Raw genomic sequence first — 23,026 nt, 5'->3', positions numbered from 1 at the left:
TATTGAATTACAAAGATTTATTTCATATAGCAATACTACTGATTTCCTCTCCGGCTCGTGCCTGGGAGGAAATTAGTTTAGAGGATAGACGAAAAGTATTTACTACTTTTGTCTATCCTATGATTGGTTTATGCGGGTTGTCCGTTTTCATCGGCTCTTTGATGAAGATGGGATGGGACGGGCCGCAAAGCTTTCAATATGCCATGACACAATGCTGTGCGGTGGCTGTATCCTTGTTTGGAGGATATTTTTTGGCAGCCTATCTCATCAATGGGTTGCGTGTCCGCATGTTTATGCTGGACAGTGATATTCCTTTGGCGCAACAGTTTGCAGGTTATGCACTGGTAGTGGTGTTCATGCTGAGGATTGTTATCGGCATATTGCCTGATTTCGGCATTATGGCTCTGTTGCTCCAATTCTATATCGTGTATGTTGTGTGGGAAGGAAGCAAAAAGGTGATGCAGATAGCGGAAAAAGACCGTTTGCGTTTCACCATTCTTTCTTCTATTTTGTTAATAGCTTGTCCGGTGGCCATTGAATGGATATTCAATAAGCTGACGGTAGTGCTAAACTGATAAATGTTATGAAACAAGCTCCTGTAAATATAAAGAATAAGCGTGCTACGTTCGATTACGAACTGACGGACACCTATACGGCTGGCATTGTGCTTACGGGCACAGAAATCAAGTCCATCCGGTTGGGGAAAGCAAGCTTAGTCGATACGTTCTGTTACTTTGCCAACGGCGAATTGTGGGTGAAGAACATGCATGTGGCCGAATACTTCTATGGTTCGTACAACAATCACAATGCACGCAGGGAGCGCAAGCTTTTGTTGAATAAGAAGGAACTTGAAAAACTGATGCGCGGCACGAAAGATCCGGGTTTCACCATTGTTCCCGTGCGCTTGTTTATCAATGAAAAAGGGCTGGCCAAACTTGTGGTGGCACTTGCCAAAGGTAAGAAGCAATATGATAAGCGCGAATCACTGAAGGAAAAAGATGACAAACGCGATATGGCGCGTATGTTTAAAAGATAATATGAGTAAACTTGGTAGTTTGGTGCGTGAGCGCATCCTTATTTTGGATGGTGCAATGGGCACCATGATACAGCAATACAACTTGACAGAGGGAGATTTTCGGGGTGAACGCTTCTCGCAGATTCCCGGACAGATGAAAGGTAACAATGACCTGCTTTGTCTGACACGCCCCGATGTGATACAAGACATTCACCGCAAGTATCTGGCGGCAGGTGCAGATATTATCGAAACAAATACATTCAGTTCCACCCGCGTCAGTATGGCCGATTATCATGTGCAGGACTATGTGCGTGAGATGAATCTTGCCGCAGTGCGCCTGGCACGCAAAGTGGCAGATGAGTTTACTTCTCTTACTCCCGACAAACCCCGTTTTGTGGCAGGCTCCGTAGGACCGACGAACAAGACCTGCTCCATGAGTCCCGATGTGAACAATCCGGCCTTTCGTGCCTTGAGCTACGATGAACTTGCCGATGCCTACCGTGAGCAGATGGAAGCGTTGCTCGAAGGGGGTGTGGATGCTTTGCTGGTAGAAACTATTTTTGATACGCTGAATGCCAAGGCTGCTATTTTTGCCGCAGGGCAGGCGATGGAAACTGTAGGAGTTCATGTACCCTTGATGCTCTCTGTGACCGTTTCCGATGTTGGAGGGCGTACGCTGTCGGGGCAGACTTTGGAAGCCTTTCTCGCTTCTGTGCAGCATGCCGATATATTCTCTGTCGGCTTGAACTGCTCCTTTGGCGCCCGTCAGCTGAAACCTTTCCTGGAGCAGCTTGCTGCCCGTGCACCTTATTACATCAGCGCTTATCCCAATGCCGGATTGCCCAACAGTCTGGGTACATACGACCAGACTCCTGCCGATATGGCGCATGAAGTAAAAGAGTATATCCATGAGGGCTTGGTGAATATTATCGGTGGCTGTTGCGGAACGACAGATGCCTACATTGCCGAGTACTCCTCGCTGATTGCCGGTGCAACGCCCCATCAGCCGGTTCCCAGACCGGAAAATCTTTGGCTCTCCGGGCTTGAACTTCTGGAAGTGAAGCCGGAAAACAACTTCGTGAATGTGGGTGAACGCTGCAATGTGGCAGGTTCGCGCAAATTCCTGCGTCTGATTAATGAAAAGAAATACGACGAGGCGCTCAGCATCGCTCGCCGGCAGGTGGAAGACGGTGCGCAGGTCATCGACATCAATATGGATGACGGACTGCTGGATGCCCGGACAGAGATGACGACTTTCCTCCATCTGATAGCTTCGGAACCGGAGATTGCCCGTGTTCCCGTCATGATAGACTCCTCTAAGTGGGAAGTGATTGTGGCCGGATTGAAATGCTTGCAAGGCAAGTCCATCGTCAACTCCATCTCCTTGAAGGAGGGGGAAGATAAATTCCTGGAGCATGCGCGTACCATAAAGCAATATGGTGCGGCGACCGTGGTGATGGCTTTTGATGAAAAAGGGCAGGCAGACACGTACGAACGTAAGATTGAGGTCTGCGAACGGGTATACCGTCTTTTGGTGGACAAGATAGGTTTCAATCCCCATGATATAATTTTCGACCCGAATGTACTTGCCGTGGCAACCGGTATGGACGAGCACAACAATTATGCTGTAGACTTTATCCGTGCCACCGGATGGATACGCAAGAATCTGCCCGGTGCGCATGTCAGTGGAGGAGTGAGTAACCTTTCCTTCTCTTTCCGCGGCAATAATTACATTCGCGAGGCGATGCATGCCGTATTCCTTTACTATGCCATCCGCGAGGGCATGGATATGGGTATCGTCAATCCGGCTGCCTCCGTTCTTTACACCGATATTCCCGCTGATATATTGGAGCGCATAGAGGATGTGGTCTTGAACCGTCGTCCCGATGCTGCCGAGCGTCTGATAGAAACTGCCGAACGCTTGAAAGCGGAAGCGGAGGCGGCGAAAACTTCCGGAGGAGAGCGGCAGGCTGCCGCCCATTCCCAGCTTGCCTGGAGAGAGGGGACTCCTGTGGAAGAACGGTTGAAGTACGCCTTGACAAAGGGTATCGGCGATTATCTGGAAGAAGACCTTGCCGAAGCGTTGAAGCTGTATCCCAAAGCTGTTTCTATCATTGAAGGTCCGTTGATGGCAGGCATGAATCATGTCGGCGACTTGTTTGGGGCAGGCAAGATGTTCCTGCCGCAAGTAGTGAAGACGGCGCGCACCATGAAGAGGGCGGTTGCCATCCTCCAGCCCGTAATCGAGTCGGAGAAAGAAGAAGGTGCGACTGCTGCCGGGAAGGTACTACTGGCTACGGTGAAAGGTGATGTGCACGACATTGGCAAAAATATAGTCTCGGTAGTAATGGCCTGCAACGGGTACGATATAGTGGACCTTGGCGTCATGGTGCCTGCCGAAACCATTGTACAGCATGCCATAGAGGAAAAGGTAGACATGATAGGATTGAGTGGTCTGATAACCCCCTCGCTGGATGAAATGGTGCATGTAGCCATTGAGCTGGAAAAGGCAGGTCTGGACGTTCCTCTGCTGATAGGTGGTGCCACGACTTCACCGCTTCACACTGCTCTGAAAATTGCTCCGGTCTATCATGCTCCCGTAATCCATCTGAAGGACGCCTCACAGAATGCTACAGTAGCAGCCAAACTGATGAATCCTGAGACAAAGGAGGAACTGGAAGAAGAACTGCATGAGAAGTATCGGCAGTTGTGCGAGAAGAACCGGGAGAAACAAGTGACAACCGTTTCCCTGGAAGAAGCGAGAAAGAACAAACTGAATCTGTTTTAAATAGGAAGGAAAATAAGGATTAAGGATTAGGGATTAAGGATTAGGAATAAGGGATTAACATTCCTGCGGCATATATTCCTAATATTATGCGCAATTCGTTAACCCCTAATCCCTAATCCTTATTCTTTATTCCTTATTTTTTTATCTTTTTCTTGTATTGCTCGAAGCGTGACGTAATATCCCTTACGAAGTTATAAGTTTCAATGCCACGGAAATAGCCGTTTTTGCAGACGGGGTCGGTGAAGTATTCCTCATTGCTTTTTAGCAGAATGAAGTTTTCTACATTATCACGCCAGACATATTTGTTTTTGCCGTATTTTTCGGCCAGTGCCATGGCATCCAGCACATGGCCGATACCGGAATTATAAGATGCCAGCACAAAGTTGATGCGTTCTTCCTGGGGTATCTTGGAAAAACTTTTGGCTGTGGCGCCTATGTATTTCACGGCAGCCTTTATGCTCTCTTCAGGGTTCTGTTCCTTTCCTTCGGGTAGCCCCATAGCCCTGGCTGTGGCAGGCATCAGTTGCATCAGCCCCCTGGCACCCGCCCAAGATACGGCAGTGGAGTCGAAGTTGGATTCTGTATACGCCAGAGACGCCAGCAGACGCCAGTCCCAGTCTATTTCGGGAGCATATTTCTTGAACAAATCATCGTAATGGGAAATTTTTCCTTCGCGCAGGGAGAGGATAGGAGAGTGGGGAATGGCCTTGCCGATTTCAAAATATCGTTTCATACTTGCTGTATAGGCAGGTGAAGTCATATTCTCCTCATGCCATTTGTTGGCGGTGGCTGCCAGTTGCGGACAGTCTTTCCGGACTGCCCACGATGCACGCTGGTCAAAGCTGATGGAGAGTCCGATATTTAGGTTGGGGTAATAGGTGGTATTAAGCTGTGCCACATCATTGTCTGCTACGGTATAGGGGATTTTTCCTTGTGCCACCTGGGTGATGAGGTCTTCTGCACTGATACTGTCGTTGGTCACTTTATGGATGTGGATACCTCCTCCGAGCTCTTCGTCCAGATTGACCAGCCGTTCATAATATTTTCCGGGCTTCACATATACATCTTTCCCGATGAGTTCCGTTACGTCTTTCAGTGGTTTGGTGCGTCCGCCGTTACGTTGCACGATGACTTGGTGCGTGATGACCTCTTCGCCGCAATAAAGCAGGCTGTCTTTCCATTCCTTGGTGATGGGAAGGTTGTAGGCTATGAGGTCTCCCTTGCCTGCCAGCAACTTCTCTATGAGTTCGTGCACATTCCGGGCTACCTCTATTCTCAGCTTCACTCCCAGGCTCTTGGCAAACTGTTCGCTTAGCTCATACTGGAATCCCATGTCCTGGCCACGGTAGATGAAGTAGGAAGTGGAACTGTACAGTGTCAATACGACCAGTTCTCCGCTGTCCTTTATCTGTTGCAGGTCATCCGCTTCTTCTTTTTCGGCAGGATGTCCTCCACGGCATCCTGCGATGCAGCACAACAACAACAGCAAGATAATTGGGACGGGAGAATTGATAATGGATGATTTATGTCTGGCGAAAGAAAACAGGCTGTTCATATCTCATAGGGTTTAGTGCGTTCTTAATCCTCCATTATCAATTCTCCATTATCAATTCTCCATTACAAATTAACTCCCCAAGTGCTTCTTGATGTACATGGTCAATATATCAATGGCCACCTGGTTGTTTCCGCCTTCCGGCACAATGAGGTCGGCGTATCGTTTGCAGGGCTCTATGAATTGCTGGTGCATGGGTTTCAGTATGCGTGTATAGCGTTCCATGACGGCTTCGGCCGTGCGTCCGCGTTCCACTACATCGCGCTGGATTACACGAATCAGGCGTTCGTCGGGGTCGGCGTCTACAAATATCTTCAGGTCCATCATGCTTCGCAGCTTCTTGTCGCACAAGGCAAGGATGCCTTCAATGATGATGACTTCCCGGGGCTCGATATGGATGGTTTCGGGCTGCCGGGTACACGTCAGGTATGAGTAGGTGGGCTGTTCTATGCTTCTTCCTTCGCGCAGCATGGCGACATGCCTGGAAAGAAGGCTCCACTCGAAAGCGTCGGGGTGGTCGAAGTTGATGTTCTGCCGTTCTTCCACGGGCACATGGCTGCTGTCCTTGTAGTAAGAGTCTTGTGGCAACAATACCACTTCACCAGCCGGTAGGCTTTCGATAATTTTACGTACGACGGTGGTCTTTCCCGAGCCGGTTCCGCCTGCAATTCCTATTATTAACATCCGTTTAAGTGTATATTTGAAACAAAACCAGTATTTTTGCAGTTGTTAAAACAGCCGCTTAGGCTGACAAATATAGTGATAAATCATTTAAATGGCAAAGTTATGGTAAAGCACATTGTATTATTTAAGTTAAAAGATGAGGCACCGGCTGACGAAAAGTTGGCTGCGATGAACAGTTTCAAGGCAGCTATCGAAGCGCTTCCGGCTAAAATATCCGTTATCCGCAAGATTGAAGTCGGATTGAACATCAATCCTGCCGAGGCTTGGAGCATCGCTCTTTACAGTGAGTTCGATACGTTGGATGACGTGAAATACTATGCTGCCCATCCCGACCATGTGGCTGCCGGCAAGCTTATCGCTGCTGTGAAAGAGAGCCGTGCCTGCGTGGACTACGAGTTAATTGAAAATTAAAAATTAAATCAGAGAACATGAAGAAATTACTGTTCCCTTTCGTTCTGTTGCTATTCGCTGTGGCGGTGCAGGCACAGATACAAGACCCCGTCAAGTTCAATTCCGAACTGAAGATTTTGGCTGCCGATGAAGCGGAGGTCGTTTTTACGGCTGCTATTGACAAGGGCTGGCATGTCTATTCCACCGACTTGGGCGATGGAGGGCCTATCTCGGCGACTTTCAATGTGGAGAAAATCTCCGGAGCGGAAGTGGTGGGTAAACTGAAGCCCGTAGGCAAGGAAATCTCTACTTTCGATAAGTTGTTCGAAATGAAGGTGCGCTATTTTGAGAATACGGCGCAATTTGTGCAGAAGCTGAAGTTGACGGGTGGCGCTTATCAGATAGAAGGCTATCTGGAATATGGCGCTTGCAACGATGAAAACTGCCTGCCGCCCACACAAGTTCCTTTCAAGTTCTCCGGCAAGGCAGAAGGGGCTGCCAAAGAAGCTGCCGCCGCTGCCGCTGAAACGAAAGCCGAAGAACAGCCCGCAAAGCAGGAGACTGTCTCCGGCACGGCTCCCGTGGCTGCCATCGGCGGTGCGGACGGGCCGACGGAAATCAATGTGGCGGACAAGGCGGACCTCTGGAAACCGGTCATCAGTGAACTGCAATCTTTGGGCGAAACCACTTCGCAGGAAGACATGTCCTGGATTTATATCTTCATTACGGGATTTGCCGGCGGACTGCTGGCACTCTTCACCCCCTGTGTATGGCCCATCATCCCGATGACGGTCAGCTTCTTCCTGAAACGCAGCAAGGACAAGAAGAAGGGCATCCGCGATGCGTGGACGTATGGCGCTTCCATCGTGGTGATTTATGTGACGCTCGGACTGGCAATCACGCTTGTTTTCGGAGCCAGCGCACTGAACGCACTCTCTACGAATGCAGTATTCAATATCCTTTTCTGCCTGATGCTGGTGGTGTTTGCGGCTTCCTTCTTCGGAGCGTTCGAGATAACGTTGCCCTCCAAGTGGAGTACGGCTGTAGACAGCAAGGCCGAGGCGACAAGCGGTTTGCTCAGCATCTTCCTGATGGCGTTTACCTTGTCGCTGGTATCTTTCTCCTGCACGGGACCCATTATCGGATTCCTGTTGGTGCAGGTTTCCACGACGGGCAGCGTGGTGGCTCCTGCCATCGGCATGCTGGGCTTTGCCATAGCCTTGGCATTGCCTTTCACGCTGTTTGCCCTGTTCCCGTCCTGGCTGAAGTCCATGCCCAAGTCCGGCGGATGGATGAACATCATCAAGGTGACGCTCGGCTTCCTGGAGCTGGCCTTTGCCCTGAAATTCCTTTCGGTAGCCGATTTAGCTTACGGTTGGCGCCTCCTCGACCGTGAAACGTTCCTTGCTCTGTGGATTGTACTTTTTGCGCTGCTTGGTTTCTACTTGCTGGGCAAAATCAAGTTCCCGCACGATGATGACGATACGAAAGTTAGTGTACCCCGTTTCTTCATGGCGTTGGCCTCGCTGGCATTTGCGGTGTATATGGTTCCTGGTTTGTGGGGAGCTCCGCTGAAGGCTGTCAGTGCTTTTGCGCCGCCCATGCAGACGCAGGATTTCAATCTTTACAATAATGAAGTGCATGCCAAGTTCGACGATTACGACCTCGGTATGGAGTATGCCCGCCAGCATGGCAAGCCCGTGATGCTCGACTTCACCGGTTACGGTTGCGTGAACTGCCGTAAGATGGAGCTTGCCGTATGGACAAACCCGAAGGTGAGTGACATTATCAACAACGACTATGTACTTATCACGCTTTACGTCGACAACAAGACACCGCTTCCTTCTCCCGTGAAGATTGTGGAGAACGGCACGGAACGTACGCTACGTACCGTAGGCGACAAGTGGAGTTATCTGCAGCGCGTCAAGTTTGGTGCCAATGCGCAGCCCTTCTATGTGTTGATTGACAACGAAGGCAAACCGCTCAATAAGTCTTACTCCTACGACGAAGATATTCCCAAATATATCGAGTTCTTGCAGACTGGATTGGAGAATTATAAGAAAGAAAAATAAACTGAATATAGAAAGGATGCCCGTAAAGTGGCATCCTTTTTTCTAACCCCCTTTTTTGTATATGAAACAGATTATAGACATTGAAACTTGGGAACGCCGGGATAACTACAACTTTTTCCGCAACTTTGTTAGCTCCTGGTATTCCATTACTACAGAGATTGATTGTACAGAGGCAAGTCTGGCTGCCAGAGCAGCGGGACGCTCTTTTTTCCTTTACTATCTTTATGCCGTGCTCCGTTCGGCAAACGAGGTGGATGAACTTCGTTTCCGTAAAGACAAGAATGGACAGGTCGTCTTTCACGATCGGGTGGATATCATTTCTCCGATAGCCGTTCCCGGTAAGACTTTCTATACAATACGCATACCTTATCACGAAGATTTCAACCGCTTTTATGCCGAAGCCTATGCTTTGATTACCAATATTCCCGAAGATGGCGATCCTTATGGAGCCGAGAAGCATCTCGCGCAGCAAGGCGATTACGATGTAGTGCATTTGAGCGCTGTCCCTAAGATGTATTTCACCTCTACCACTTATACGCTTGCCGAAGCCGGGAATGCTTGCAGCCACCCTTTGATGACTGCCGGAAAAACGGTGACCCGTGAAGGGCGTCTGGTATTTCCACTTTCCATCTATGTGGATCATTCTTTTGTTGATGGTTCGCACTTGGCATCCTTCTTCGGAAAGATAGAAGAATACCTGAAAGAGATTTCACATGAATAAATCATAAAAGAGTAGTATCTATGAAGCGTTTCGTTTTTCTAACCGTTCTTTGTTGCCTGGTGCTTGGAATGAGAGCCCAGACAGCCAAAGAAGAAATCTTTGCAGATGTTCATCGTTCGGCAGCCAATTACTATGCCTATCCCGAACCGACTGTGGAGCAGACAGCTCCTCCTGCAGGTTATAAACCCTTTTATCTGAGCCACTATGCCCGTCATGGTTCACGGTTCCTTATAAATCCGGATGATTACGAGAAGCCGTTGGCAGTGATGCGTGAGGCTGATGAGAATGGTGTGCTCACTGAGTTGGGAAAGAAGACACTTTGTGTTTTGGATAGCGTCTCGCGCATGGCTAAGAGCAGATATGGCGAACTGACTCCGCTGGGTGCACGCCAGCACAAAGGCATTGCAGAGCGAATGTACAAGAATTTCCCGGAAGTCTTTAAAGGAGAAGCCGAGGTGGATGCATGCTCCACGGTGGTTATCCGCTGCATTCTTTCTATGGCGGCAGAATGTTTGAAGCTGCAATCTCTCAATCCGAAGTTGCAGTTCAAGAACGATGCCAGCTATGCCGACATGTACTATATGAATAACGATGACCCCTATGTCAAGACATTGTGCAAGGCGGATGAAGTGGTCGAGGCGAAGGCTGCCATCCGGAAGGAGCATGTACATCCGGAACGCTTGATGAAGGCTTTGTTCAACAACGAGGATTATGTAAACTGGAAAGTGGATGCCGGCAGATTGATGACCCGGTTGTTTGATGTGGCAAGCAACATGCAGAGTCTCGACACGAATCTGGAACTTTACTCTCTCTTCACCAAAGACGAATGCTATGATTTGTGGCAAATCAGCAACAAGAATTGGTATATATCCTATGGCCCGTCTCCGCTCACCAAAAGCGAAATACCTTATATGGAATCCAATCTGCTGGAAAATATACTGAATACGGCCGACACTTGCATCGTGAAGAAAGAGAACAGCGTAACTTTACGTTTCGGCCATGAATCTTGCCTGCTTCCTTTGGTATGCCTGCTGGAATTGGGTGATTGTGCTTATCAGACTACCGATTTAAGCAGACTCGATGAAACTTGGCGAAACTACAAGATTTTCCCGATGGCAGGCAACGTTCAATTCGTTTTCTTCCGCAAGAAAGGCAGTGATGACATTCTTGTAAAGGTGCTGCTCAACGAGCATGAGATGAAACTTCCGGTAGAAAGCGAACTGGCTCCTTATTACCATTGGAAGGATGTGGAGGCTTATTATAGGAATAAACTGAAAGCCTATAGACGATAGAAGCGTGTTAAAGCCGGTCATTGCTTGAGGGATGAACCGGCTTTATTTTTCATTTTTCTTTTTTCTTTCCCGAATTTTACATACGTTTGCAACATCTTAGCGATACCTTTGTACTTGAATGTAAAGATAGCCCTATGTATGCAGCAGAAACTCTAATTGATGAAAAGGCACTTGTTCTCCGCCTGATAGATGGAGATGAGGATGCTTTTTGTGAACTGTACGCTGCCTATAAGGGCCGCCTGATATACTTTGCCATGCGTTTTCTGAAGTCGCGCGAGCATGCCGAGGATGTTTTTCAGGACGCTTTCACCGTGATTTGGCAGAGCCGACGTTTCATCAATCCCGATGCTTCCTTCTCTTCCTACCTTTATACAATTGTTCGCAACCGTGTGCTGAATCAGCTGCGCGACCTCGATAACCAGAACAAACTCAAGGAGCATGTCCTTGCGCAGGCTGTGGATTATACCGATGAAACGAAGAATGAAATTCTAGCTAATGACTTGCGGCAACTAATCTTGCGTGCATTGCAGCAATTGACGCCCCGCCAGCGTGAAATCTTTGAAATGAGCCGTGAACAGCAGATGTCTCACAAGGAGATTGCTGAAACGCTGGGTATATCGGTCAATACGGTGCAGGAGTCTATATCCTTGTCATTGAAATCGCTGCGCGGATATTTGCAGAAGAACTCGGTAGCGGCTGCCGACCTCGTGCTGCTTCTTGTTTGTATGAATTTGTAATGAAGCCCATCTTTCTTCCGTATGAGATAAAAAACGTTAAATACACCCTAGATGCTTCGCTTTTGCGTGTACTATTCTTTTAAAAGGGATAGTTTAAGAACATCTTTGTAGCTCCCCGCAAAAAAACGATTATGAAACATAACGAGAAAGATAAGACTTTGCTTCGCCGTTACTTGGATGACTTGTACACGGTTGAAGATGTCAGCAAGTTGGCAGACCACTTGGCTGTGCCGGAACCGGAAGGCATCCTTGAGGAACTGGCTGCCGATGTTTGGGACGAATCAGCGTCGCAACAACCGCTGACTGACCTCGAACGCGAGAAGTCGAAGAAAGAGGCGCGCCAATTGTTGAAGCGCATCGAGCACAAAAAACGGACCTGGTTTCGCCGCATGGCAACTGTCGCTGCAGCTGCGGCTGCGGTTCTTTGTTTGGTGCTGGGTGGCGTCGGATATCTGGATTACATCAACGAACAGCAGATTTCTTATCTGGAAGCCTCGACCTCTTATGGCGAATGCAAGCAGGTGTTGCTTCCTGACGGCACGCAACTGGTCTTGAACTCCTGCTCCCGCATTCGCTATCCCGACCGCTTTGCGGGCAACGAACGCAGGGTGGAGCTCGAAGGTGAGGGCTACTTTCGGGTTCATCGCAACGAGAAGCAGCCGTTCATTGTCAATACCCATCATTTCGACGTTCGTGTATTGGGCACGTGCTTTGATATCAAAGCTTATTTGTCCGATGAGGTTGTTTCTGTCGATGTGGAGAGTGGCAAGGTGCAAGTGGACTTGCCAGAAGCCATGATGCGCTTAAGCGCCCAGGAGCGGGTGTACATCAATACCATTTCCGGCGAATACAACAAGCAGCATGAAAAACGCACTGTGGCAGTATGGCGGAAAGGCGGATTGCGATTCAGCAGTACTCCGATAAACGATGTTGCAAAAGAGTTGGAACGCGTTTATAATTGCTCCATCTCTTTTGCCGAAGGGCAGGTGTTCAAGAATCTGATTTCGGGCGAGCACGACAACAAGAGCCTGGAAGCTGTGTTGCAGTCTATCGAATATACCAGCGGCATTCATTATAAGAAAGATGGGAACAAGGTATTGCTCTATAAATAGTGTGAATCAGGAGTTGAATTTGACTCGCTATTATACAGTTATAAGCAAAGCCTTATATCGAACTCAGGCCAATATAGAAAAAAGGGCTTGGTGCTGTCCGTTTGAAGGGTATTTGAAAGGCGTTTGTAGTGTACTGTGCAGGCATTCATTGTGTTTCGCACATACGTTTCTCCTGAAAAGTCTTTGAGTTTGTTGACGCTCCACTTAAGTGAACAAGTATGTTCACTAAGATGGCCCGAATTGTTCACTATCGTGAAGAAGACAGACCACTATAGTGAACACACTATCAATTCACTGCATTTTTCGTAAGAAACACCGATGCTTTCCCTACAAATGACGGGGCAGAAAGATACTCGGCAAGGTGAGTGAGAGCAATTTCCATGGGTGAGGGCAAAACTTGCCCTCACCCATGGAAATTGCTCTCACTCACCTCCGAAACACCGATGAACAGGGAGGTTCAGGAAAACGGTGAGGGTGGTGAGGGCAAGTTGAAGAAACTCTTGTTACTCAAGCACGGATTATTTCTTTCTTATCAGTTATGAACTGTTTCAGAAACGCTTATGAGTTAAAAGTACTATCTCAATTCCCCTCCTTCAAGAAGGAGGGGTGCCCAAAGGGCGGGGTGGTAGGTGAGGAAAGAAAACCTTATTCTTATGATTCATAGGTGTTTATTGTTTTACCTACCACCTCCCCCTACGGGTAGAAGGTGTGTCAGAAGTGATAAGGGAACACGAATTACACAAATTACGCAAATAAGCGACTCGGATAATCCCTGATTATCAGTAGTCATTAAAAAGCATGATTTGTATAATTTGCGTAATTTGTGTTCTAAGTCTCTATTTCGACACACCCTCAATTGAGATAGTACTGCTAATCACTTAGGTTCCTTTCTTATCAAATATGAATATAATTCAATCACTGCTTCGCATAAATAGTGAAAATATCTTAATGAGACCCCTGCTTCTTCGGGCGACTGTGTACTATATATAAGCGAATCGCCAGAGTGTTAACCTTTATCATTAATAAAATTAAGTATGAAACCACCAACTTGAGCTACACAAAAAAATAGGAGCTGTCTCTAAGAGAAGCCCCTATTCCGGTAATCCGGACGGATATTCATTCGTTTCGACCCGTGTGAATAACGTATCGCGCATTACACATCTTTGTTTTTAATAATTTATTTCAATTACTAAAACGCACAAATTTATGAATAATCTTCCTAATACTGAAAGGAAATGTAGAAATGTAGATTCATTTTTAGCTTTTTTACTGTTCGTATGCTTGTTGTTTACAGCCCCATACGTGCGGGCACAAGAGACAAGAAGCATTACACTGAATGTTCAGAATGAAACGGTAGAGAATGTGTTCAACCAACTGGGCGTGCAGACTGGTTTGAAATTCTTCTATGACCAAGAAATAGTCAATGCAGCTCCACGCATCTCCATCCATGTTTCCAACGCTTCTTTGCAAGAGGTCTTGGAGCAGATTACCTCGCAAGCAAAATTATATTTCAATAGGGACAACAATACAATATCCGTAGGCAATCAGAAAAGTGGAGAGCTTATTGAGAAAGTGAGGACAAAGACAATCAACGGAAAAGTGGTAGACCCAAACGGGGAGCCGATTATCGGTGCCAATGTATTGGTAAAGGGCACTGCCAATGGAGTGATTACCGATCTTGACGGAAATTATAGCCTGGCCGATGTACCCGGGAATGCGATGCTCGCCTTTTCATATATCGGCTATCAGACGGTAGAGATAAAAGCGGGCGGCAAAGGCCTGGACAGAATCGTCTTGATGGAAGACAACGAGTTGCTGGACGAAGTAGTGGTTGTGGGATATGGTGTGCAGAAGAAGCGCGACGTGACTACTGCCATTGCCAGCCTTCGTGCCAGTGATATGAAAGGCCAACCGGTTACTTCCATGGCCGAGGCGATGGTGGGCAAGATGCCGGGTGTGCAGGTGTCTCAGTCGACGGGTGCTCCGGGCTCTTCCTTGCAGATTAAGGTACGCGGAACGGGCACTATTACGGCAGGAACCTCTCCGCTCTATGTTGTGGACGGTGTGCCTCTTGCCCAGGAGCAGCTGAATACGTTCAATATGAACGATGTAGAGTCCATCGAGGTGCTGAAAGATGCTTCTTCGGCTGCCATCTACGGTTCGCGTGGTTCGAACGGTGTGGTACTGATTACTACCAAGAGAGGGCAGGAAGGGCGTGCTACAGTTTCCTATAACGGATACTATGGCTGGCAGACGGTTTCAAAGAAGATAGACATGCTGAATGCCTACGAGTATGCCGATTTGGTGAACGATGCACGCAACAATACGTATACCGACAAGATGGAGTCCATCAACCGTAAGCTCATAGCGCAGAATAAGAATCCTTTGTCTTTTGACATCTCGGACAGCAATGCCATCCGTCTGCAAAATACAAGCAATGATTATAATACAATTGTTCCCGTTGAAATCTTGCCATACCTGAGAGGTGAAAAAGGACTGGTAGACACGGACTGGCAGGACGAAATCTTCCGTACGGCAGGCATGCAGAGCCATTCGGTTTCTGTCTCAGGCGGCAGCCCGAAGATAAGATATTATGCGTCTGTAGATTATTTGTCACAAGAAGGTGTCATTATCAACAGTGACTTTACGCGCTACAGCTCGCGCTTCAACCTCGATGTAACCGAAGGTATTTTCAAGTTCGGCCTTTCGCTCAATCCGTCTGTAACGATAGAGAATGCGGTTAATTCTGACGGCGCTTACAATTCGGGCGGTGGCGGTATCATTGCTTCGGCGCTGCACAGTGCTCCTATATTTCCGGTTTATAATCCCGACGGTTCATTTTGCTTCTCTCAGAATGCCTGGAGTCCCAATACACAGACAGTACTCGAAAACGGTTCCATAAAGAAAGGTAACAGCCAGACGCAAGTATGGAATCCCGTAGCATTAGCCATGTTGCAGAAGGACGAAACGAAGGCATCCCGTGTTTTTGGCAATATTTACGGAGAAGTGGCTTTTATGCCCGAATTGAAGTATCGGGCCAATTTCGGTGTGGATATTTACAGTAGCTCGCAAGATACGTTCCGTCCGTCCACTATCCCCATTTCCAATACGGAGGGAAATCCGGAGTCGGTGCCCGAAGCAACGGCGAAGACTGCCAAGATGTACAACTGGCTGTTTGAGCAAACGATGAGCTATAATAAGGAAATCCACGGGCATTCTCTTTCTGCACTGGTAGGCTGGACCATGCAATACCAACGAGACGAAAGTACTTATGCTTTTGCCAACGGATTCATTACGAACAGCGTGCCCACTCTCAATGCAGGTACCGTTACCCGCGGCAATTCGCATGCTTCCGAATGGGCCTTGCTTTCAGGACTTGCCAGAATTCAGTATAACTATAAAGGCAAGTACATGCTTACAGGAGCAATCCGTGCCGACGGTGCTTCCCGTTTTGGCAAACAGAACCGTTGGGGATGGTTTCCGTCGGTATCTGCCGGATGGCGTCTGACGGAAGAGCAATTTATGAAGTCGCTGACTTTCATCGACGACTTGAAACTTCGCGCCAGCTACGGTCTGACGGGTAACTTCCGTATTCCCAACTATGGTGCACAAGGCGAAGTTGCCTATTATAGTTATGTGTTGGGCGGAAGCAATGCCGAAGTAATAAAGGGTACGGCCCCCAAGAGCATGCCCAATCCCGAACTGCATTGGGAAAAGACAGCGCAGGTGAATGTAGGTTTCGATGCGTCGCTGTTCAGTAACCGTTTGACTTTGGGGCTGGATTTATATAACAGTAACACGTATGACTTGTTGCTCAATGTCCCCGTACCCATGACAACCGGTTACAACACTCGCCTCGAGAACATCGGCAAGGTGAACAACAAAGGTGTGGAATTCAATATCGCCACCAATCAGAAGATGGGCGATTTCAACTGGAGTGTTTACTTCAATATCTCGAAGAACATCAACGAAGTGAAAGAACTTGGACCGGGCAATGCCGATATTATTTCTTCCGGTTCGGTGAGCAATGCCTATTTCATAACCCGCGTGGGTGAGGCCATCGGAAGCTATTATCTTCCAGTGGTAGAAGGTGTCTATAAGAATCAGGCCGAAGTGGATGCAGCTTTGCACTACAAGGATTCTCCCACCAACTACGGACTGGCCGACACGAAGCCGGGCGACTTCAAGTTCAAGGACGTCAATGGAGACGGGATACTTGATATTTCGGATACCGACCGCGCCATCGTGGGCAACTATATGCCCGACTTTACTTATGGCTTCGGTGCTACACTGGCTTGGAAAGGCATTGACTTCGGCATTGTGTTTCAAGGTGTGCAGGGCAATGAAATCCTGAACTTGTCTCGCCGGTATTTCTATAACCACGAAGGGAATATGAATAACTACAAAGGAGCTTTGAACCGCTGGAAGTCGGAAGACAATCCTGGTAGTGGAATGAATGTACGTGCCAACCGCGTCAGTAAGGGGCAGAACGGCACCACCTCTACATGGCACGTGGAAGACGGGTCTTACCTGCGCATCAAGAATATTTCGTTGGGATATACCTTGCCCGAAAACTGGCTCAAAAAGGTGTATCTGAAGTCGGCGCGCGTATACTGTTCCATCCAAAATCCGTTTACCTTTACCAACTATGAAGGCTATAATCCGGAAGTTTCAAATCGCAGTGCCGCTACTACCAATGGCGAAGACTATGGTGTATACCCGTTGGCAAGAACCACTTCGATAGGTGTTAATCTTACGTTTTAATCTTAAAAAGACAGTAATATGAAAAAAGTAATAATGTTTGTTCTTATAGCAATGGTTCTTTCAAGTTGTAGTGATTTTATAGACTTGAAACCTATTGATTTTCCTACGGAGGAAACCTTTTATAAGGATGTGAAGGGTTTGGAAGGAGCCGTTATAGGTATCTATGATGAGTTGCAATCCAGCGACCAGTATGGAGCGAAGTTCATGACTTTGATGGAAGTACGTGGTGACAATGTGAAGAATGACAATTCCGGTGCCAGTGGCGGCATCACTTATCAGATAGAAGTTTTCACGGAAACTCCGGCAAACTCCAACTTGTCGGGGGCATGGCTTTCGTTGTACAAGACTATTTATCGTTGCAACCTGGTGTTGCAGAATGTGGAAGAAGTGCCGATGTCCGACGAACAGCGCTCTCGCATTGCCGGACAAGCTTCGTTTATACGTGCTCTTTGTTACTTTAACCTGGTTCGCTTGTGGGGCGAGGTGCCCATCATTACAAAAACGCAGACCGTGGCCGAAGCGCGTAACAACAAGCGTGCTCCCATTGATGAAGTCTATGGGCAGATAATCAGCGACTTGGCTGTAGCCAAAGGTTTACCCGCGGTTTGGCCCGAATCGGAAAGAGGCCGTGCCACTTCGTATGCGGCGCATGCATTGCTGGCAAAGGTTTATTTATATAGGAAGAACTATCAGGAAGTGGTCAATGAACTTGCTCCGGTGGTAGCAGCCATTCATGCCGGAAAAGACTTGATGCTGGTGCCCATGCCGCAAACTTTTCCCAACGACTTGAAGACGAGCAAGGACATTATTTTTGCCGTTCAATATCTGAAAGGTGGAGTAGGCGAGTCGGTACATCAGAACAACCGCTATCGTAACAATGACAATGGCAATATCATCTCATTGGAGCAAGCGGAGTTTGAAAGCGACAAGGATAACCGTAAGGCCCTGGTAGAACCTACGGGCAGCGGACAGCGTCCGGGCAAGTTCAATGCTCCGGCAACGAACAATGAGACCAGTGCCGACTTTCCGGTAATGCGTTGTGCCGAAGTGATGCTGATGTATGCCGAAGCTGCCAATGAGCTTGCCGCTGTTCCGACACAAGATGCTTTGGATGCTCTGAATGCCGTACGCACAAATGCAGGTCTTGAAGGGAAAACATTGGCCGAACTGTCCACAAAAACACTCTTCCGCCAGGCAGTATATAAGGAACGCCGTTTGGAGCTTGCTCTGGAGTGCGACCGTTGGTTCGACATTGTTCGCACCGGACAAATGGCTACCATATTTCCCGGTATTGATGCTTACCGGCAGCTCTATCCGGTTCCTCAAACCGAAATAGAGAATGTCAATGACAAAGCCGGTTGGCAGAACGAAGGCTATGCATTGGAATGATTGAATTTATAATCCATGAAATGATGAAAAAGATATATTTATTGCTGTTTGCTGTTTTGGCAGTATTGCAGCTTTCGGCTCAAGACCGAGTGACGCAGATTCGTGAAAAACTGATGAATCGCGACCAGAGTTCAGTAATTGTGGTAGCCCATCGCGGCGACTGGCGCAATTTTCCGGAAAACTCTTTAGAGGCAATAGACAATGCCGTTAGAATGGGTGTGGATATTGTGGAACTGGATGTAAAGAAGACAAAGGATGGTGAACTGATACTGATGCACGACCGGGCACTGGACCGCACAACCACCGGCAAGGGGCTGGTTTCGGAAGCCACTCTCGACTACATACGTGGGTTGAAGTTGAAAAACGGCTGCAACATACGTACCATCCACAAAGTTCCTACTTTGGAAGAGGCCTTGCTGCATGCCAAAGGCAAGATAATGATAAATCTGGACCAGGCCGACCTCTATTTCGACCAGATTTATGAGCTGATGAAGAAGACCGGAACCACCAAGCAGATTATAATGAAAGGGCGCAAAACAGCAGCCGAAGTCAAGAAACAATTCGGCGATTATCTGAATGACGTAATCTATATGCCCATTGTCGACCTCGACAAGCCGGGGGCCGAGGAACAGATAGAGACGTTTGTCAAGGAGATGTCTCCCGTAGCTTTTGAACTGCTGTATGTAAAGGACTCCAACCCGCTTCCCAAGAAGCTGGCAACGACTTTAGCCGACCGCTCCCTTATCTGGTACAACACTTTGTGGGATACGATGGCAGGCGGACACGACGATGACATGTCTTTGCAAAACCCCGATGAGGGCTATGGCTATTTGATTGACACATTGGGATGCCGCATCCTACAGACTGACCGTCCGGCTTATTTGCTGGAGTATCTGAGAACGAAAAAAATGCACGAATAAAGCAATTTGGTTCACTATCCGTTCGAGTTCCGCAAGCTTGGTTGCAAAGGCTCTGGCATAATACAAATTTATATTCAGTAATCTCTGTCATTCAGCGGAGTGTAGCGACGGAATATCTCCTTTCCTCGCTATACATCCGCCGGATGGTTGCGATTGAGCTTGCGAAACTTAAATCCAATAACAAAATACAATGTTGAAACATCTTATAAATTTCTACAAGGTTTCTTCCGATAAACCTTGTACCGACCTTTCTGTGTCCGCCTGTCAACGGCGCTTGAAGCGGCTGCAATGGTCTACTTTTCTTGCGGCAACGCTTGGCTACGGCATGTATTATGTATGCCGTCTCAGCTTGAATGTAGTGAAGAAACCGATAGTGGAGGAAGGTATTTTCTCCGAAACAGAACTGGGTATTATCGGTTCCGTACTTTTCTTCACTTATGCCATAGGTAAGTTTACAAACGGTTTCCTGGCCGACCGCAGCAACATCAACCGTTTCATGACTACCGGACTCTTGGTCACGGCATTGGTGAACCTTTGTCTCGGCTTTGTCCATTCATTCATCTTGTTTGCCATCCTTTGGGGCATCAGTGGCTGGTTCCAGTCGATGGGGGCCGCTTCTTGCGTGGTAGGCTTGTCACGCTGGTTCACCGACAAACAGCGCGGTTCTTTCTACGGCTTCTGGAGTGCGAGCCACAACATCGGCGAGGCGATGACATTTATCATCATTGCCTCCATTGTCAGTGCTTTCGGCTGGCGGTATGGTTTCTTTGGAGCAGGACTTGTGGGGCTGGCAGGTGCATTGATTGCCTGGCGTTTCTTCCACGATACACCGCAAAGCAAAGGGTTGCCCATTGTCAATATGCCTAAGGCGAAGAAAAAAATGAGTGTGTTGGAAAGCGAGGAATTCAGCCGTGCGCAGAAAGCCGTACTTCGCAATCCTGCCATCTGGATATTGGCACTCAGTAGTGCTTTTATGTATATCAGCCGTTATGCGGTGAACAGTTGGGGCGTATTCTATCTGGAAGCGCAGAAGGGCTATTCTACACTGGATGCCAGTTTCATCATTTCCATCAGTTCGGTCTGTGGCATTGTGGGTACGATGTTTTCCGGTGTCATTTCGGACAAACTGTTCGGCGGCCGCCGTAATGTGCCCGCCCTTATCTTCGGACTGATGAATGTGGTTGCACTCTGCTTGTTCCTGCTGGTTCCCGGTGTTCATTTCTGGGTGGACGCTTTGGCCATGATACTTTTCGGCCTTGGCATCGGTGTGCTGATTTGCTTTCTCGGAGGGCTGATGGCTGTAGATATTGCTCCGCGCAATGCTTCGGGCGCAGCATTGGGCGTTGTAGGTATAGCCAGCTATATAGGTGCAGGATTGCAAGACGTAATGAGCGGCGTGCTGATAGAAGGGAACAAGCAGTTGGTGGATGGCGTGGAGGTGTACGACTTTACCTACATCAACTGGTTCTGGATAGGGGCGGCATTGCTATCTACATTGCTGGCTTTGTTTGTGTGGAATGCGCGGAATGAAGAAGAAGCATAGCACATTGCCAAAGCAGCTTAATTCTATCCTTACATCGGCAAATGAATAGAATAAGGGGAGTTTGCAACTAAAATTCGAGGCATCATAGCGATGCCTCTTTTATGGGATTTGATTTGCTGTACTTCCCAAATGCTCCTGGCTATAATTCTCATAGTTTGTGTATTTAGGGCAAACTTAGATAACAAATGTGTTTTGGAAAACAAACATCCTTTTGATTTTCAGAATGTGGAGTTGTCTTTCATTTAAAAACACTCAAAAAGTATGAAGTTCCTGCCGCACCAAAATCACTTTGAATTCTTTTTTCACATAATATTTCCTTTTATCTGCCTTTATTTGCGAAAATATTGATAATATTGCCATCTCTTTATGTCCGTAAAGGATATGCTTTTGTTGCAAAAATCTAAGGATATGGTCGATTCTACAGATGAAAAACGCTTATTGGCCGAATTGGGTGCAGGCTCTTTCCAGGCATTCGAGAAGCTCTATCACAGATATAGCGGTAAGCTGTATAACTTCATCATGCGTATTTCCGCGGGCAACCGGTATATGGCTGAAGAAGTGGTGCAGTCCACCTTTATCCGTATATGGGAGGTACGCGGAACAGTAGACCCGGAATCATCATTCATATCTTTCCTCTGCACCATTGCCAAGAATCTGCTGATGAATATGTACCAAAGGCAGACTGTAGAGTTTGTCTATAACGAGTATCTGATGAAAAGCGGCGTAGACCGTGATTTCCGGACGGAAGAAGGCATCGACCTGCACTTTCTGCATGAGTACATAGACTCATTGGCAGACAAGCTTCCCGAACAACGCAAAAAGATATTCATCCTGAGCAAAAGGCAGCATTACACCAATAAGGAGATAGCAGAACAATTGGGAATATCCGAGAGCACGGTTGCCACGCAGTTGTCTCTTGCCGTAAAATTCATGCGCACGCAGTTAATGCAGAATTACGACGCTGTTCTTGCCCTTTTATTTGTATTCTTTGTTAATGAAGTGTAAATGTGACAAGGGCTTTTGGATAATAAGCGGGATGAAAGTGTATACTTTTAAATAACAAAAAGATGGATAAGGCACAGTATAGAAAACTAATGGATTGGATGAAGAACGATCGCCACCTGCAAGACTGGTGGGAGGGAGAGTTTGTCAAATCGGATGCAGAGATTGATGTTGCATTGCGCAACAAGATGTTTGTCCGTATCAAGGAAGAGACGGTTGGCAAGTCACGGTCTGCGCGGGTTGTCCGTATGAATATTCTGAGATGGGCTGCCATGATTTGTCTGCCCGTTTGCCTCGCTTTCTTCACTTATTACCTGATAGACATGTCTCAAGCACCCGGAATGCCTCTCGTTGTGAAAGCTGGTAAGGGCGACAAGGCAAGGATTGAGTTGCCGGATGGAACGAACGTTGTTCTGAATTCAGCGTCCCAATTGAGCTACCTCAATGATTTTGGTAAAAAGAATCGGTGTGTGCAACTCAATGGAGAGGCATTCTTTAAGGTTGCTCATGATGAAAGCCGTACGTTCATAGTGCAAGCCGGCAACCTGGAAGTGAAAGTGCATGGCACGTCTTTCAATGTTTCGGCTTACGAAGACGACGAGGACATCGTTGTTGTGTTGCAAGAAGGTAAAGTAGGGGTGTACGCCCAAGGAATGTCGCACACCATGATTCCCGGCGACAAGCTGGAATACAATAAGCTTACCCAAAAGCTGACTACCACAAAAGTGAATTCCGAAGATTACATTGAGTGGATAAAGGGAAATCTGTATTTCGACAAAGAATCGTTGAAGAATATCATGAACACTCTTTCGCGCATTTATAATGTAGAGATACGCTTTGAGTCGGATAAGCTTTTGAACGAACGTTTCACCGGAACCATCCCCGGCAATGGCATCCGGAGTGCTTTGAACATGCTGATGCTTACTGCCGATTTTACGTATGAAATGGACGGCTCTGTCATCGTAATAAAAAGCAAATAGGTTAACGGGAGTTAAAATCGCAAGGCGGCTTGGACGAAGACATAGGGGTGGCTGTATACTTATCA

Annotated in this window: 17 protein-coding genes; 15 read left to right on the top strand and 2 right to left on the bottom strand. The window is 47.6% G+C overall.

Features of this window, described 5'->3' with window-relative positions:
• Positions 1-2 precede the first annotated feature (2 nt).
• Genes DWZ03_RS06255 through metH form a run of 3 tightly spaced genes read left to right on the top strand, consistent with a single transcriptional unit; the run spans position 3 to position 3,803 of the window.
• Positions 3-575: a Yip1 family protein gene (locus DWZ03_RS06255; protein ID WP_008665379.1), complete on the top strand. Its 573-nt coding sequence runs from the start codon at positions 3-5 to the stop codon at positions 573-575.
• Positions 576-583: 8 nt separating this feature from the next.
• The gene (gene smpB, locus DWZ03_RS06250; protein ID WP_005831836.1) at positions 584-1,036 is read left to right on the top strand and encodes an SsrA-binding protein; all 453 of its coding nucleotides are present in this window, start codon (positions 584-586) and stop codon (positions 1,034-1,036) included.
• Position 1,037: 1 nt separating this feature from the next.
• On the top strand, positions 1,038-3,803 hold the full coding sequence (gene metH / locus DWZ03_RS06245; protein ID WP_120129280.1) for a methionine synthase: 2,766 nt from the start codon (positions 1,038-1,040) through the stop codon (positions 3,801-3,803).
• A gap of 133 nt (positions 3,804-3,936) precedes the next feature.
• Here metH and DWZ03_RS06240 read toward each other — a convergent pair whose 3' ends face one another.
• Both DWZ03_RS06240 and udk read right to left on the bottom strand, forming a co-directional pair.
• Entirely contained in the window at positions 3,937-5,358 is a 1,422-nt protein-coding gene (locus tag DWZ03_RS06240) for a transglycosylase SLT domain-containing protein (RefSeq protein WP_181979425.1), read from the bottom strand.
• Between the two features lie 69 nt (positions 5,359-5,427).
• Entirely contained in the window at positions 5,428-6,039 is a 612-nt protein-coding gene (gene udk, locus DWZ03_RS06235) for a uridine kinase (protein WP_005831829.1), read from the bottom strand.
• 102 nt (positions 6,040-6,141) lie between these two features.
• On the opposite strand from udk, the gene DWZ03_RS06230 reads away from it, so the two are divergent.
• The 12 genes from DWZ03_RS06230 to DWZ03_RS06175 all read left to right on the top strand — a co-directional run bounded on the left by DWZ03_RS06230 (position 6,142) and on the right by DWZ03_RS06175 (position 22,961).
• Positions 6,142-6,450, top strand: a complete 309-nt coding sequence (locus DWZ03_RS06230) for a Dabb family protein (RefSeq protein ID WP_016272853.1) — start codon at positions 6,142-6,144, stop codon at positions 6,448-6,450.
• 17 nt (positions 6,451-6,467) lie between these two features.
• Complete coding sequence (locus tag DWZ03_RS06225) at positions 6,468-8,501, top strand: protein-disulfide reductase DsbD family protein (RefSeq protein ID WP_120129277.1); 2,034 nt, start codon at positions 6,468-6,470, stop codon at positions 8,499-8,501.
• Between the two features lie 61 nt (positions 8,502-8,562).
• Positions 8,563-9,222 carry a CatA-like O-acetyltransferase gene (locus DWZ03_RS06220; RefSeq protein WP_005832761.1) on the top strand — a complete coding sequence of 220 codons (660 nt, stop codon included), beginning with the start codon at positions 8,563-8,565 and terminating at the stop codon, positions 9,220-9,222.
• 20 nt (positions 9,223-9,242) lie between these two features.
• Positions 9,243-10,514, top strand: coding sequence for a histidine-type phosphatase (locus DWZ03_RS06215; protein WP_005832759.1), 1,272 nt, complete (start codon positions 9,243-9,245; stop codon positions 10,512-10,514).
• A 134-nt stretch (positions 10,515-10,648) separates the two neighbouring features.
• A complete protein-coding gene (locus tag DWZ03_RS06210) occupies positions 10,649-11,251 on the top strand; it encodes an RNA polymerase sigma-70 factor (RefSeq protein WP_005832757.1) in 603 nt (200 codons plus the stop codon).
• Positions 11,252-11,382: 131 nt separating this feature from the next.
• Positions 11,383-12,363 carry a FecR family protein gene (locus tag DWZ03_RS06205; RefSeq protein ID WP_057281682.1) on the top strand — a complete coding sequence of 327 codons (981 nt, stop codon included), beginning with the start codon at positions 11,383-11,385 and terminating at the stop codon, positions 12,361-12,363.
• Positions 12,364-13,569: 1,206 nt separating this feature from the next.
• Positions 13,570-17,127, top strand: a complete 3,558-nt coding sequence (locus DWZ03_RS06200; RefSeq protein ID WP_120129274.1) for a TonB-dependent receptor — start codon at positions 13,570-13,572, stop codon at positions 17,125-17,127.
• An 18-nt stretch (positions 17,128-17,145) separates the two neighbouring features.
• Positions 17,146-18,516, top strand: a complete 1,371-nt coding sequence (locus DWZ03_RS06195; protein WP_120129271.1) for a RagB/SusD family nutrient uptake outer membrane protein — start codon at positions 17,146-17,148, stop codon at positions 18,514-18,516.
• Positions 18,517-18,539: 23 nt separating this feature from the next.
• Entirely contained in the window at positions 18,540-19,436 is an 897-nt protein-coding gene (locus DWZ03_RS06190) for a glycerophosphodiester phosphodiesterase family protein (RefSeq protein ID WP_005832750.1), read from the top strand.
• Between the two features lie 190 nt (positions 19,437-19,626).
• Complete coding sequence (locus DWZ03_RS06185) at positions 19,627-20,979, top strand: MFS transporter (RefSeq protein ID WP_005832748.1); 1,353 nt, start codon at positions 19,627-19,629, stop codon at positions 20,977-20,979.
• A 408-nt stretch (positions 20,980-21,387) separates the two neighbouring features.
• The gene (locus tag DWZ03_RS06180; RefSeq protein ID WP_034523224.1) at positions 21,388-21,984 is read left to right on the top strand and encodes an RNA polymerase sigma-70 factor; all 597 of its coding nucleotides are present in this window, start codon (positions 21,388-21,390) and stop codon (positions 21,982-21,984) included.
• A 62-nt stretch (positions 21,985-22,046) separates the two neighbouring features.
• Entirely contained in the window at positions 22,047-22,961 is a 915-nt protein-coding gene (locus tag DWZ03_RS06175; protein WP_005832745.1) for a FecR family protein, read from the top strand.
• The last annotated feature ends 65 nt before the right edge of the window (positions 22,962-23,026 follow it).

The sequence above is a fragment of the Bacteroides sp. AF29-11 genome, from assembly GCF_003602895.1.
Lineage (GTDB): Bacteria > Bacteroidota > Bacteroidia > Bacteroidales > Bacteroidaceae > Bacteroides > Bacteroides uniformis.
Note: the sequence above shows the minus strand (reverse complement) of the source record. Positions and strands in the feature narration are given on the sequence as shown.

What these genes read in the sequence shown, in the direction of transcription:
- DWZ03_RS06180 (WP_034523224.1), top strand. Translation starts at nt 21,388, where the DNA reads ATGGTCGATTCTACAGATGAAAAACGCTTATTGGCCGAATTGGGTGCA.
- smpB (WP_005831836.1), top strand. Translation starts at nt 584, where the DNA reads ATGAAACAAGCTCCTGTAAATATAAAGAATAAGCGTGCTACGTTCGAT.
- DWZ03_RS06195 (WP_120129271.1), top strand. Translation starts at nt 17,146, where the DNA reads ATGAAAAAAGTAATAATGTTTGTTCTTATAGCAATGGTTCTTTCAAGT.
- udk (WP_005831829.1), bottom strand. Translation starts at nt 6,039, where the DNA reads ATGTTAATAATAGGAATTGCAGGCGGAACCGGCTCGGGAAAGACCACC.
- metH (WP_120129280.1), top strand. Translation starts at nt 1,038, where the DNA reads ATGAGTAAACTTGGTAGTTTGGTGCGTGAGCGCATCCTTATTTTGGAT.
- DWZ03_RS06175 (WP_005832745.1), top strand. Translation starts at nt 22,047, where the DNA reads ATGGATAAGGCACAGTATAGAAAACTAATGGATTGGATGAAGAACGAT.
- DWZ03_RS06230 (WP_016272853.1), top strand. Translation starts at nt 6,142, where the DNA reads ATGGTAAAGCACATTGTATTATTTAAGTTAAAAGATGAGGCACCGGCT.
- DWZ03_RS06215 (WP_005832759.1), top strand. Translation starts at nt 9,243, where the DNA reads ATGAAGCGTTTCGTTTTTCTAACCGTTCTTTGTTGCCTGGTGCTTGGA.
- DWZ03_RS06200 (WP_120129274.1), top strand. Translation starts at nt 13,570, where the DNA reads ATGAATAATCTTCCTAATACTGAAAGGAAATGTAGAAATGTAGATTCA.
- DWZ03_RS06205 (WP_057281682.1), top strand. Translation starts at nt 11,383, where the DNA reads ATGAAACATAACGAGAAAGATAAGACTTTGCTTCGCCGTTACTTGGAT.
- DWZ03_RS06220 (WP_005832761.1), top strand. Translation starts at nt 8,563, where the DNA reads ATGAAACAGATTATAGACATTGAAACTTGGGAACGCCGGGATAACTAC.
- DWZ03_RS06185 (WP_005832748.1), top strand. Translation starts at nt 19,627, where the DNA reads ATGTTGAAACATCTTATAAATTTCTACAAGGTTTCTTCCGATAAACCT.
- DWZ03_RS06225 (WP_120129277.1), top strand. Translation starts at nt 6,468, where the DNA reads ATGAAGAAATTACTGTTCCCTTTCGTTCTGTTGCTATTCGCTGTGGCG.
- DWZ03_RS06210 (WP_005832757.1), top strand. Translation starts at nt 10,649, where the DNA reads ATGTATGCAGCAGAAACTCTAATTGATGAAAAGGCACTTGTTCTCCGC.
- DWZ03_RS06240 (WP_181979425.1), bottom strand. Translation starts at nt 5,358, where the DNA reads ATGAACAGCCTGTTTTCTTTCGCCAGACATAAATCATCCATTATCAAT.
- DWZ03_RS06190 (WP_005832750.1), top strand. Translation starts at nt 18,540, where the DNA reads ATGAAAAAGATATATTTATTGCTGTTTGCTGTTTTGGCAGTATTGCAG.